Source organism: Bradyrhizobium quebecense (assembly GCF_013373795.3).
Taxonomy (GTDB): Bacteria; Pseudomonadota; Alphaproteobacteria; order Rhizobiales; family Xanthobacteraceae; genus Bradyrhizobium; species Bradyrhizobium quebecense.
Window position 1 is genome coordinate 1,385,959 of the sequence record NZ_CP088022.1, and the last position, 12,833, is coordinate 1,398,791.

Here is a 12,833-nt window from a genome sequence, read left to right on the forward strand (position 1 = left end):
CTTTGGTTGTTTGCTCCAGGCGCCGGTGATCGGCACGCAGCGCCTGGCCGAGAGCAATGACAAGCGAGATGCTTGTTACGCCGGCACCGCGTCCTTCTTCGACGCCGAAGTTTCCTCGTCGAACGCGGCCGCGATGTCGCGCATGCTGATGACGCCGATCAGGCTGTAATTGTCGATCACGGGCACGTGGCGAATGTGGTGCTTGGTCATGAGATGACGGATGTGCTCGAGCGTATCGCTCGAGGTGCACGACACCAGCTGCTGTACCGAGACGAACTGCGAGACCTTCATGCTGGCGCCGGCCGCACCGTGCTCGGCAATCGCGCGCACCACGTCGCGCTCGGTGAACATGCCGACGGCGGTGTTGCCCTCGGTGCGAACGACATCCTTGACCACGAGCGCGCTGATATTGCTGGCCCGCATCAATTGCGCGGCGATCGCGACCGTCTCGTTCATGCGAACCGTGGCAACGCGAGGGGTCTTCTTGCGCAGGATATCTCCGACTTGCATGGCAACCTCCTTGGTTATCGTTGATCGGATTCTGGTATACAAAATACCAATTGTCAACGCGGCCGTTAGGGAAATCTACCACCAGGAAACCGCCGAAATAGGCAGAGTCGCTGACGTTTCAGACGATTGTGACCTGGTGTGAGCGGGTTGGCCATCTGCCGTGCTTGGCGTATCTGGTATCTGGCATCCCTGTGCTCCCCAAACGAAAGAGGCGCACCGAAGTGCGCCTCTATCAGTTCACCAGGAAGTCCCGAAATCAGGCCGGCATTTCAAGCCGACATTTCAGGCCGTCTTGGCATTCGTCGTGGTCTCGGCAGCGGCCGCGGCAGCCTCGTTCCCGTTGATGAAGGCGCGGCGCATCGGCTTGATCACGAACAGCGCCATCAGCGCCGCGGTGGCGTTGAGCGCGACCGCGATCACGAACACCGCCTGCCAGCCATAGCTGGCGGCAACGATGCTGGCGGCCGGCACCAAGAGCGCGGCGGTGCCCTTCGCGGTGTAGAGCATGCCGTTGTTGGTGGTCGCGAACTTCGAGCCGAAGGTGTCGCCGGAGGTCGCGGGGAACAACGAGTAGATCTCGCCGAACACGCCGAAATAGACCGCGGTCGCCAGCACGAACACCAGCGGGTTGTGGCCCCAGGTCGATAGGGTCAGCAGCATCAGCGCGCCGGTGCCGAACGCGATGAACATGGTGTGCTCGCGGCCGATATTGTCGGAGACCCAGCCGAAGAACGGCCGTCCGAACCCGTCGAAGATGCGGTCGAGCGAGATCGCAAAGGTCAGCGCGGCCATCTGGAAGCCGGCGAGCGAGACCGGCGTAGTGGCGATCTTGTAGTCGTGCGCGATCGGCGCGATCTGCGCTGCCGCCATCAGGCCGCCGGAGGCGACCATCACGAACACCAGATACATCACCCAGAAGATCGGGCTGCGCAGCACCTGCGGCGGCGTGAAGTCGATCTTGGTCTGCGGCAGGTTGAGCTGCTTTTTCTTCGGCGGGATCGTGACCGCAGGCTTCTGGATGAAGAAGGCGAGCAGGAACACGATCAGGCCTTGCCCGATGCCGAAATCGAAGAACGCGGTCTGATAGCCGCTCGAGGCGATCATGTTGGCAATCGGCACCACGGTGAGCGCCGCGCCAGCGCCGAAGCCCGCGGCGGTTGCGCCGGCGGCGAGGCCGCGGCGATCGGGAAACCATTTCAGCGCATTGCCGACGCAGGTGCCGTACACCGAGCCGGCGCCGATGCCGCCGATGACCGCCGCGGCGTAGAGCAAAGTGAGTGAATCCGCGTAGGAGTTCAGCACCCAGGACAGCGTGATCATGACGCCGCCGAACATGATGACGATCCGCGGGCCGTATTTGTCGACGAACCAGGCTTCGACCGGCACCAGCCAGGTCTCGGTCACCACGAAGATCGTGAAGGCGAACTGGATCGCCGCGCGGCCCCAGTGATGCGCGCCGTCGATCGGATCGACGAACAGCGTCCAGCCATATTGCAGGTTCGCGATCATCGCCATGCAGACGATGCCCATGACGAGCTGCAGCCAGCGGAAGCCACTGGACGAAGGTTGTGCTTGTGTTGCGGCAGCATTGCTGGAAACCATCAAATCCTCCCGAGCGCGCCTGGTCTTGTTGTGACCCAGTGTCGCAATTCTTGTGGCGTATCGTCGCAAGCGCTTAACGGGAGATTGGTATACTATATTCCAGAAAGCAAGCCCATCTTTCTGCTGCATTGCAGCAAAACTGGCATACGACGCGCCCATTCGGACTGCTCGTGAACGCCGAAAATGAAACGCCCGGCGTTGGCCGGGCGCTCTCGTCAGCGGAAGATTGGCGCGTTGCTTAAGCCATCGCCGCCGATTTCGCGACCACGATTTTCCGCCACGGCTTGAGCACGGCGATCGCGAGCAGAGAGGCAAGGATGTTGGCGCCGGCTGCGATGATGAACACGTTGTCCCAATGGCCCGACGACTGCTGCATGTAGTTGGCGATCGGCACCAACAGCGCGGCGGTGCCTTTCGCGGTGTAGAGCAGGCCCGCATTCGTGGTCGCGAACTTGGCGCCGAACGTGTCGGTGCAGGTCGAGGGGAACAGCGAATAGATCTCGCCCCAGGCAAAGAACACGAAGCCCGAGAGCAGCACGAACCAGACCGGGTCGTGGCCCCAGAGGTAGAGCATCCAGATGCCGAAGCCTTCCATGCCGAAGGCGATGAACATCGTGTTCTCGCGGCCGATCATGTCGGAGATCCAGCCGAAGAACGGACGCGTCAGACCGTTGAGGACGCGGTCGATGGTGGCCGCGAAGGTCACGGCCGTCATCGTCACCGCCATCAGCGTGACCGGCACGCTGTCGACCTTCCAGTCGACCGCGATCGGCTTCAGGTTCGCCGTCACCATCAGGCCGCCGGCGCCGACGATCACGAACATGAAGTACATCAGCCAGAAGATCGGCTGCCGCAGCACTTCGGTCGGCTGATAGTTGCGCCGGGTCTGGATGATGTTGGCGTTCGCCACGACGGCCGGCACCTGACCGGCCTTCGGCGAGAGCAGGAAGAAGGCGAGCAGTACGATGATGATGCCCTGGCCGAGACCGAAATAGAGGAAGGTGGTCTGGAAGCCGGAGTCCTTGATCATCGCCTGGATCGGCGCGACCGTGAGTGCGGAGCCCGCGCCGAAGCCGGCTGCGGTGATGCCCGCCGCAAGGCCGCGCTTGTCGGGAAACCATTTCAGCGCATTGCCGACGCAGGTGCCGTAGACGCCGCCGGCGCCGATGCCGGCGATGATCATGCCGAGATAGTAGCCGTTCAGCGAGGTCGCCTGCGCGTTGATCGCCCACCCGATCGCGCAGAGGATGCCGCCGATCAGCACGACGAGGCGCGGACCGTATTTATCGACGAACCAGCCCTCGACCGGCACCAGCCAGGTCTCGAACAGCACGAATAGCGTGAAGGCCCACTGGATCGATGCACGATCCCATCCGAACTTCTTCTGGATGTCGGGGACGAAGAACGTCCACCCGTATTGATAGTTTGCGATCATCACCATCGCGGCGACGCCGATCGCAAGTTGCGTCCAGCGATAGGTATCGCTGACACGCGCGGCCGCGGGCGCCGCAGTTGCCTGAACCATGTCCGACATTGATCCTCCCAGTGCGCGCTTTGTCATTCTGCTTGTGGCGCGGCTGGGTCATATTGGTATTTGATATGCCAAGGTTCAAGCTGTCGCGGAGGTTGCGTGCGCTTATGCCGCAGAGAACTCGGGCGGTTACCGCAATGAGAGTAATTCAGCGCGCAAAAAAATGGCCCCGAAAATCGGGGCCATTGGTCGAAGGTTCAATATCAGGTCGCATCTTGCGACGAAACGGTCTTGGTGCCGCGCGCGCGGAATCATCTAGCTTCAGAGGCCGAAGTGCGGCAGGTCGCCATTGCGGTTGGAGATCTCCGCGCTCTTCATCAGCAGGCGGTCGATCGAGGCCATCAGGCGGCCGAACAGCGTGGAGGAGGGCGCGAGCGTGAGGGCAGTGGTCTTGGACATTGGTGTCCCCTTTGGCTGGAGGGCCAGCAACGGGCCGGCTCATCATCTGCAGCCAAATTATGTATACCAGATGCCAGAGACAACGGGCTTGTTTGCATAGCAGCATGGCGGATTGTGCAATGCAACAAGACTGGTGGGTTGGCATCCCAGATTGAAGGGGGGAGCGCATTGAAACCACGGCCAAGTCCAGGTAAGCGCGGGTCTTCACCAAGCCCGGGAATCGTGCCGCTCGTGTGCGCCGCATTTCAATGTGGCCGACCGACGTCGTCGCTGCCGTCATAAAGAAGGCCGCCTGACGGGGCGGCCTTGAGTGACTGGGTTTGCTTTTCTTCTTGGCCGATGAAGGGTCGGGGCCAGATCCCTTCACCGCGTCCAGTCTTCGCCGGCGCACAGCGTTCCCATGCAGCCGCGAACGTTCAGCGTGCCCGACGACACCAGCGTCACCGAGCTCTCATAGGTCTTGCCGTCATCGGCGTTGTAGATCCTGCCGGCCCATTTGTTCGGGCCTGCGGGGTGCATGTTGATGAAGAGCGAAATGCCCATCACCGGCCGGGTCCGCTGCGCGGGATCGGCATTCTTGTCGTCGCGTTGCGGCTTGCCGGTGGCCTTGTCGGTCGGCTCCTTCAGCCAGACGACGCGGCCGCACAGCGCGCTGCCGCAGCGCTGGACCTTGATCCTAGCGTCGCCGGACTGGGTGAGCCAGACGCCGGCCGGATCGTTGGCCTTGTCGGCGGCTTTGGCGGCATCGGCGGCGCTGCCGAGCAGCGGAATGTGGAACGCTGCCACGATCAGGCGGCGCGTGAGGTGCGCGTGGATCAGCTGTTTCAGGGCGCTGCGGAGGCCGTCAATATCTGGGGGTAACGTCATCATCCACCTTCTTCATGAAAAATTTCATGATAAACATGAAATAAATCACGTTTAAGGTTGAGTCAACAACATTACCGCAGCATGATGCGGCCGGCCGTAACGGCCTGTATGGGCAAAAAAATTATCGGATGGATGTGATGAGGAAATCGGTTCGCGAGCAGCGCCAGCTTTGGTTTCGCCGGCTCGATCGGGCGTTCTGGGTGATCTGGGCCGCGCTGCCGGTCGTGCTGTGGCTGGCCTATTACCGCACCACGACGGCTCCGGTCACGATTGCGGAAAGCTTGAGCGGCGAGCAGGCGAAGTGCGCCAGCATCGTCGCCAACCCGCTCACCATGTCGACCATGGGCCAGCTGCTGTTCTGGTCGCTGTTTGCGCTTGGGGTATCGTTTTACGCCGTGCTGATCGGCATGCTTCATCGCATGGTGAACCGATTCGCGAACGGCCGGATTTTTGTCTCCGAGACACTGCAGGGCGTCTGGTGGATGGGGATCTTTCTGGTGGTCTGGCCGTTCGTCGATACGATCACGACCAACGCGGTGATCTATGTCCTGTATCGGATCGGAGACATCAGGTTCCTGCTGCTGAACTACAACCTCGATGTCGGCACCATCGCCGGCGGTGTGTTCCTGATGGCGCTGAAGTTCGTGCTCGAGCACGCCATCCTGTTGCAGTCCGAAAACGATCTGACGATCTGAGGGTGATGCTCGTGCCCATCGTGGTGAACCTCGATGTCATGCTCGCAAAGCGCAAGCGCCGCCTCGGAGATCTTGCGGACGCGATCGGCATCTCGATCCAGAACCTGTCGATCCTGAAAACCGGCAAGGCCAAGGCGATGCGCTTCTCGACGCTGTCGGCGATCTGCCGCGAACTGGACTGCCGCCCGGGGGACATTCTGGAATATGTGCCGGGCGATGAGGGTGAGGCCGAAGGCGGCGAGGGGGGCTAATGGCTTGCTGATTGCGCGAGCACCGAGGTTGGACCGGCCGCCAAAATCGGCTGATCTGTGCTCGCCGAGCAGCGGCGAATGGGCGACCTCGCTCGGCGAATCCGGCAGCGTGCGATGCCCGGCGGCGAAGCGGATTTGGCTTCTCGGATGCCTTCAAGTCCGCTTGTGACCCAACGGACATGCCGACCTTGTCTTACTTGCTTCGACCGAGCGTGGTAAAATATCCGGGGATTGCGGTGCTCGACCGACCCTATCAATCCTTCTCTTGGGAGAGAAAAGTGCATTTGCGAGTGGCTCTTGCCGCATGCGCCATTGCGGCTTTTGGATCGTTCACGATGACATTCGACGCGCTGGGCCAGACATCGTTCAAAGAGCAATTGGTGGGCACTTGGACGCTGCTTTCGTGGGAGCAGAAGAAAGGCGACGGCACCAAGGTCGAGCGTTATGGGACCAGCCCGAGGGGCATCGCCTTCTTTGATGCGGGTGGCCGGTACATCATCACGGTGATGCGACCAGATCGAGCCAAATACGCGAGCAATGCCTTGTGGCAAGGCACCCCTGAGGAAAACAAAGAAACGGCCGACGGCACGATAACCTACTTCGGAACGTATTCAATAAACGAGGCAGATAGCAGCATCGCAATCAACGTCGAAGGCAGTTCCTTTCCAAACTGGAATGGCACTGATCAGAAGCGCTTCGTTGCGATTGCGGGAGACCGACTGACGCTGACCGTTCGTCCTCCGGCTGGAGACGTAGTCGACGTGATTTGGAAGCGAGCGGAGTAATTGAACCTCACGTCAGCTCTTAACCCGAAGCGATCATCAGGGCGACAGCGAGAGTTCTTGCGCCAACAGGGAAAATGATTGCTGATGATCTCACCGACACGCGGCGGGATCGGACCGATTCGTATTCCGGATGCTGCCGCGCGTAGTGTACCATCGCTGTTAGGTCAATGGTGCTGCCCGATGGCCCCTCGTTCCGAAGTTGGCTAGCGCCTCTCTACTCACGATCGTGTGGCCATGTTTTGGTCAAAACTGCGTCCGCATTCTTGAGATGCCCACTGCAAAGGCTCGCGATGGAAAGGGCAAGGTTCGCCAAGGCCAGGATTTTCGCGTTTGGCGACGCTCGGAGCGTTGCGACCTACGCGGTCGAAATCCTGATAGTTGCCACAATTTACGCTGGTCTTGCCGAATCCGCGCGATTGCTTCCCGCAATAAATCCAGCCGCGACACCGCTATGGCCACCAACCGGGCTTGCGCTCGCGCTGGTCCTGCTGCGCGGCTACCGGATCTGGCCCGCGATCCTGGTAGGGGCTCTCTCACCTTACCTCATGGCCGACCGATCGCTCCTGGAGATCGGCGCCGCCGGGATCGGCAGCCTCCTTGCCGCATGTGCCGGGACATGGCTGATCGGCCGCTGGTCGAACGGTCGGCGGGCGTTTGCCACACCGTCCGGTGTCGCAAAGTTTGCAATCATTTCCTTTGCGCCGACCACGATCATCAGTTCAGCCATCGCCTTGGCCGGCTTCACGCTCATCAACGAAGCAAGCTTTTCCGATTCCGTCGTCGCCGGGTTGACCTGGTGGCTTGCGGACGCTGCTGAGGCCCTGGTGATTGCTCCGGTCATCGTGCTCTGGGCGACGATGCCCTTACGCATTGCTTCCAAATGGGCTCTGTTGGAATCGATCACGGTCGCTGCTCTCGCTGGTATCATCGGGCTCGCTGCTTACAGCCCGCTGATCGGTAGCGATCTCGTCAGCAACGGGCTCGACGTGTCGCTGCCACATCGCAGCCTTCTGGGCTTTCTGGTTCTGCTGCCCTTGATCTGGGCCGGCCTGCGCGGCGATCGATGCACCGTGGCGACGGCCGCCTTGATTTTCATCGGAACTGCCGTGTGGGGGTTCTCGGTGGGAAATGATCCATTTCCGAAAATCGATCCGAACGGAGCGCTGTTATCCTTGTTCGTGCTTTCGATCATCGTGTCGGCGCCTCCTCTTGCCCTCGCCGCGGCAAGCGCGACGCGCCAGGCCAGGGAAGCCCATTTGCTTTCCGTCCAGGACCAGCTGAACAGTCAACTTGAACGGAAAGGTTTGGCACTCGACAGCATCAGACGGCACTTCCAGACCCTCATCGAAGGCGTTGTCGACTATGCAATTTTTGCGCTTGATCGGGAAGGGCACGTCACGAGCTGGAATAGCACTGCTCAAAAGATCATCGGCTACACCTCGGAAGAAATCATAGGCAAGCACTTCGGGATATTCTATCGGCCGGATGAACGCCGCGCGGGTTCACCGACACACGCGCTGGAGTCAGCAATCGAAGGCGGCAAGTACGACGTAGAGGGTTGGCGTATCAGAAAGAATGGTACGCCGTTTTTCATCACGGGCTCAGTCTCTTCGAGCCGTGACGACGCAGGAAATCTGATCGGCTTTATCAGTATCCTGCGCGACGCGACGGAGCGGCGCGACGCGGAGGAGAAGCTGGTCCAGGCGCGCGAACAGCTCGCGATGTCTCAGAAGATGGAGGCAATCGGCAAGCTGACTGGCGGGATCGCACACGACTTCAACAATCTATTGATGATCATCGGAGGAAGTGCCCAGATATTTCAACGCCTGCTTGATCCAAAACTGCCAAAGGCCATCGAAGCCATTCAAACCGCGGCCAAACGCGGCGAGAGTCTCACGCGCCAATTGTTGACGTTCTCTCGTCACCAGCATCTCAGCCCGACGGTCGTTGATCTGAATGCGTCCATCAAGAACATGCGGACCATGATTGAGAGCTCGCTGCGCGGGAACATCGTGTACAACGAGAATGTTGGCGACGGTGTTGCGCCGGTAAAGGTTGACCTCGCCGAACTTGAACTTGCGATCGTCAACATCGCCGTCAATGCGCGAGATGCAATGACAAGCGGCGGCACATTCACGTTGTCCGTCCACGCGGTCACCGCCAATCAGGAAACCGGCGGCGATCGCCGTGGGAAGGCCTTCTTTGCGATCACACTTGGCGATACGGGCACCGGTATTCCGCCAAATCTGCTGTCCAAGATGTTCGATCCGTTTTTCACGACCAAGGAGGTCGGCAAGGGGACCGGGCTCGGTTTGTCCCAGGTTTATGGTTTTGCGCACCAGGCGGGCGGAACCGTGACGGCAGACAGCAAGGTCGGACAGGGAACAACGATTACAATCTATCTGCCGTCCTGTGCGGACGAGCAGATCACCAGCAAAGAGCTCGCCGCTGCCCGGGCAAGGCCAAGCCAGCCGCCGCGGCAGACGGTTCTCGTTGTCGACGACAGCCCCGAAGTGGCGGATGTGACATCCTCGCTGTTCGAGCATCTGGGTTATGAAACCATCTACCGAGACTCGGCCGAAGCGGCATTGAAGTTGCTCGATACGGGTACAAAGATCGATCTCGTCTTCAGCGATATCGTCATGCCAGGGACCATCGATGGCGTCGGGCTCGCGAGAGAAGTTCGGTCGCGATACCCCGGTTTGCCCATAGCCCTTACAACCGGTTACAGCGATGCCGCAAAAGCAGCTCCGCCAAGTCTAAGAATACTCCGCAAGCCGTTCGATACCGAGGCACTGAGAGATTTTATCCAGGATCTTGCGCCTCCGAGATCGACACGATCATCCGGCGCACCCTTGGCGTCAAGCACCGCCGACGCGGTGCGCAGGAGTTGACCGGTCGCACCATTGCGGGCATTGCTCGGCGGTACTGCAGTGATCGAACAGGCTATTGTCGCAAAAGCTGAATGGGTTATCCGCATCTCGCCCTGGGCAGACATGTGGCTCGAGCTCATCAATGTCCGCCATTGATGCGGAGGTCAGACGAGCAGCCGGAACAAAAATGGCCGCGGTTGTCCGCGGCCATTTGTCGTTTTGATTGAGCGCAGGCCGTTATTCGGCCGCCTGCTTGCGCGGCGGATCGAGCGCGCCGGAGTCGTGGATCTCGGCGACCTGGTGATCGCTGAAGCCGAGCACCTCGCGCAGGATCTCGTCGGTGTGCTCGCCGAGCAGCGGCGAGCGGGCGACTTCGCTCGGCGAATCCGACAGCTTGATCGGGTTGCCGACCGAGATGTACTTGCCGCGGGTCGGGTGGTCGACCTCGACTACCGTGCCGGTCGCACGCAGCGACTGGTCCTCGATGATCTCCTTCATCGACAGGATCGGGCCGCAGGGGATGTCGTCCCTGTTCAGGATCTCCATGGCCTCGAACTTGGTCTTCGTCATCGTCCACTTTTCGATGCGCGCGAAAATCTCGTTCAGGCGCGACAGGCGGGCCGGCGGCTTGGCGTAGTTCGGATCGGTCTTCCAGGTCGGCTCGCCGATCACGTCGCAGATCTTCTCCCAGACCGGCGCCTGGGTGATGAAGTAGAGGTAAGCGTTGGGATCGGTCTCCCAGCCCTTGCACTTCAGGATGCGGCCGGGCTGGCCGCCGCCGGAATCGTTGCCGGCGCGCGGCACCGCGTCGCCGAACGGGATGCCTTCGCCGTACTGGCTGTATTCCTTGAGCGGGCCGTGGGCGAGGCGCTGCTGGTCGCGCAGTTTGACGCGGGCGAGGTTGAGCACGCCGTCCTGCATCGCCGCGGTGACGCGCTGGCCCTTGCCGGAGTGGGTGCGGTGATAGAGCGCGGTGACGATACCGAGCGCGAGGTGCAACCCGGTGCCGCTGTCGCCGATCTGCGCGCCGGTGACGAGCGGCAAGCCGTCGCGGAACCCGGTGGTCGAAGCGGCGCCGCCGGTGCACTGCGCGACGTTCTCGTAGACCTTGCAATCCTCATACGGGCCGGGGCCGAAACCCTTGATCGAGGCGACGATCATCTTCGGGTTGATGCTCTGGATCTTCTCCCAGGGGAAGCCCATGCGATCGAGCACGCCGGGGCCGAAATTCTCGACCAGCACGTCGCACTGCTTGATCAGCGCGGTCAGCACTTCCTTGCCCTTCGGGTTCTTGGTGTCGAGCGTGATCGAGCGCTTGTTGTGGTTCAGCATGGTGAAATACAGGCTGTCCACGTTCGGGATGTCCTGCAGCTGGCCGCGCGTAATATCGCCGACGCCGGGACGCTCGACCTTGATCACGTCGGCGCCGAACCAGGCCAGCAATTGCGTGCAGGTCGGACCCGACTGGACGTGGGTGAAATCGAGAATGCGAACGCCCTTGAGCGCCTTGGTCATATCTATTGCTCCGTACTCTGTCTGCCCCTGCACCCGCAGGGAGTGATTGGGGTTAGGGGGGTTACTTCTTCTTGTTCAGTGCGCTTTGCGGATTGAGGTTGCCGATGCGGCCGCTCTCCGAGCCCGCCGCCGGGTCGATGACGGCGTTGATCAAGGTCGGCTTGCCGGAATCCAGCGCCGCATTGACCGCGCGCTTCAGCTCGTCGGGCGAGGTGGCGTTGACGCCGACGCCGCCGAAGGCTTCCATCATCTTGTCGTAGCGCGAGCCCTTGACGAACACGGTGGTTGCCGGATCCTCGCCCTCGCTGTTGACGTCGGTGCCGCGATAAATGCCGTCATTGTTGAAGATCACGACGCAGATCGGCAGCTTGTAGCGGCAGATGGTCTCGACCTCCATGCCGGAGAAGCCGAACGCGCTGTCGCCTTCGACCGCGAGCACGGGCAGGCCGGTCTCGACCGCGGCCGCGATCGAATAGCCCATGCCGATGCCCATCACGCCCCAGGTGCCGACGTCGAGCCGCTTGCGCGGCTTGTGCATGTCGACGACGCCGCGGGCGAGGTCGAGCGTGTTGGCGCCTTCGTTGACGAAGATGGTGTCCGGACGTTCCGCGATGATCGTGCGCAGCGCGCCGAGCGCGCCGTGATAATCCATCGGCGAGGCGTTGTTCATCAGCTTCGGCGCCATCTTGGCGACGTTGTCGTCGCGCTTCTTCGCCACGGTGGCGAGCCAGTCGCCCGGTGCGGCCGACCAGTTGGCGCCCATGGCGTCGAGCAAGGCGGACACGCAGGAGCCGATATCGCCGACCAAGGGGGCGACGATCTCGACGTTGGAATCCATTTCCTTCGGCTCGATGTCGACCTGGATGAACTTCTTCGGAGCTTCACCCCAGGTCTTGCCCTTGCCGTGCGAGAGCAGCCAGTTGAGGCGGGCGCCGATCAGCATGACGACGTCGGCTTCCTTCAGCACGGTCGAGCGCGCCGCACCCGCGCATTGCGGATGCAGATCGGGCAGCAGGCCCTTGGCCATGCTCATCGGCAGGAACGGTACGCCGCTCTTCTCGACGAAATTCTTGATCGCCTCGTCGGCCTGCGCGTAGGCCGCGCCCTTGCCGAGGATGATCAGCGGGCGCTTTGCGTTCTTCAGCACGTCGAGTGCACGCTTGACCGCCGACGGGGCAGGGAGCTGCGCCGGCGCAGCATCGATCACCTTGACCAGCGACTTCTCGCCGGCCGCCGCGTCCATGACCTGGCCAAACAGCTTTGCGGGCAGGTCGAGATAGACGCCGCCCGGACGGCCCGACACCGCGGCGCGGATCGCGCGGGCAAGGCCGATGCCGATGTCCTGGGCGTGCAACACGCGGAACGCCGCCTTGCACAGCGGCTTGGCGATCGCGAGCTGGTCCATCTCCTCATAGTCGCCCTGCTGCAAATCGACGATCTCGCGCTCGGACGAGCCCGAGATCAGGATCATAGGGAAGCAGTTGGTGGTGGCGTGGGCCAGCGCCGTGAGGCCGTTGAGGAAGCCGGGCGCCGACACCGTGAGGCAGACGCCGGGACGCTTGGTCAGGAAGCCGGCGATCGAGGCCGCATAGCCGGCATTCTGCTCATGGCGGAACGAGAGCACGCGAATGCCCGCCGCCTGGGCCATGCGGCCCAGGTCCGTGATCGGGATACCCGGCACGCCATAGACGGTGTCGATGCTGTTGAGCTTGAGCGCATCGATGACGAGGTGGAAGCCATCGGTCAATTCTTGCTCGGTGCCCGGTGCCTCGGACTTCGTAGCGGTATTCAGCATCGGCATCGTC

11 protein-coding genes are annotated in these 12,833 nt (G+C 61.6%); 4 read left to right on the top strand and 7 right to left on the bottom strand.

The features are described 5' to 3' along the window. Positions 1–75 precede the first annotated feature (75 nt). The 5 genes from HU230_RS06455 to HU230_RS06475 all read right to left on the bottom strand — a co-directional run bounded on the left by HU230_RS06455 (position 76) and on the right by HU230_RS06475 (position 4,912). Positions 76–510, bottom strand: a complete 435-nt coding sequence (locus tag HU230_RS06455) for a CBS domain-containing protein (protein ID WP_173641874.1) — start codon at positions 508–510, stop codon at positions 76–78. 282 nt (positions 511–792) lie between these two features. Beyond that, complete coding sequence (gene oxlT / locus HU230_RS06460; RefSeq protein ID WP_176532419.1) at positions 793–2,112, bottom strand: oxalate/formate MFS antiporter; 1,320 nt, start codon at positions 2,110–2,112, stop codon at positions 793–795. Positions 2,113–2,350: 238 nt separating this feature from the next. Continuing rightward, positions 2,351–3,646 carry an oxalate/formate MFS antiporter gene (gene oxlT, locus HU230_RS06465; protein WP_176532418.1) on the bottom strand — a complete coding sequence of 432 codons (1,296 nt, stop codon included), beginning with the start codon at positions 3,644–3,646 and terminating at the stop codon, positions 2,351–2,353. A 258-nt stretch (positions 3,647–3,904) separates the two neighbouring features. Further along, complete coding sequence (locus tag HU230_RS06470) at positions 3,905–4,042, bottom strand: hypothetical protein (protein ID WP_173641877.1); 138 nt, start codon at positions 4,040–4,042, stop codon at positions 3,905–3,907. Between the two features lie 363 nt (positions 4,043–4,405). Then, on the bottom strand, positions 4,406–4,912 hold the full coding sequence (locus HU230_RS06475; RefSeq protein ID WP_176532417.1) for a DUF2147 domain-containing protein: 507 nt from the start codon (positions 4,910–4,912) through the stop codon (positions 4,406–4,408). A 134-nt stretch (positions 4,913–5,046) separates the two neighbouring features. Here HU230_RS06475 and HU230_RS06480 point away from each other — a divergent pair, with 134 nt between their 5' ends. From HU230_RS06480 to HU230_RS06495, 4 genes are all read left to right on the top strand, one after another. Next, positions 5,047–5,604 carry a DUF2975 domain-containing protein gene (locus HU230_RS06480; RefSeq protein WP_176532416.1) on the top strand — a complete coding sequence of 186 codons (558 nt, stop codon included), beginning with the start codon at positions 5,047–5,049 and terminating at the stop codon, positions 5,602–5,604. A gap of 11 nt (positions 5,605–5,615) precedes the next feature. Continuing rightward, on the top strand, positions 5,616–5,855 hold the full coding sequence (locus HU230_RS06485; RefSeq protein ID WP_176535116.1) for a helix-turn-helix domain-containing protein: 240 nt from the start codon (positions 5,616–5,618) through the stop codon (positions 5,853–5,855). Positions 5,856–6,034: 179 nt separating this feature from the next. Continuing rightward, positions 6,035–6,640 carry a lipocalin-like domain-containing protein gene (locus tag HU230_RS06490; protein ID WP_176532415.1) on the top strand — a complete coding sequence of 202 codons (606 nt, stop codon included), beginning with the start codon at positions 6,035–6,037 and terminating at the stop codon, positions 6,638–6,640. Between the two features lie 290 nt (positions 6,641–6,930). Further along, positions 6,931–9,534 (top strand): MASE1 domain-containing protein, encoded by a 2,604-nt coding sequence (locus HU230_RS06495; RefSeq protein ID WP_176532414.1) that lies wholly within the window; start codon positions 6,931–6,933, stop codon positions 9,532–9,534. Between the two features lie 216 nt (positions 9,535–9,750). Here HU230_RS06495 and frc read toward each other — a convergent pair whose 3' ends face one another. Beyond that, entirely contained in the window at positions 9,751–11,028 is a 1,278-nt protein-coding gene (gene frc / locus HU230_RS06500) for a formyl-CoA transferase (RefSeq protein ID WP_176532413.1), read from the bottom strand. A gap of 61 nt (positions 11,029–11,089) precedes the next feature. Beyond that, positions 11,090–12,823: an oxalyl-CoA decarboxylase gene (gene oxc / locus HU230_RS06505; protein ID WP_176532412.1), complete on the bottom strand. Its 1,734-nt coding sequence runs from the start codon at positions 12,821–12,823 to the stop codon at positions 11,090–11,092. Between the last annotated feature and the right edge of the window lie 10 nt (positions 12,824–12,833).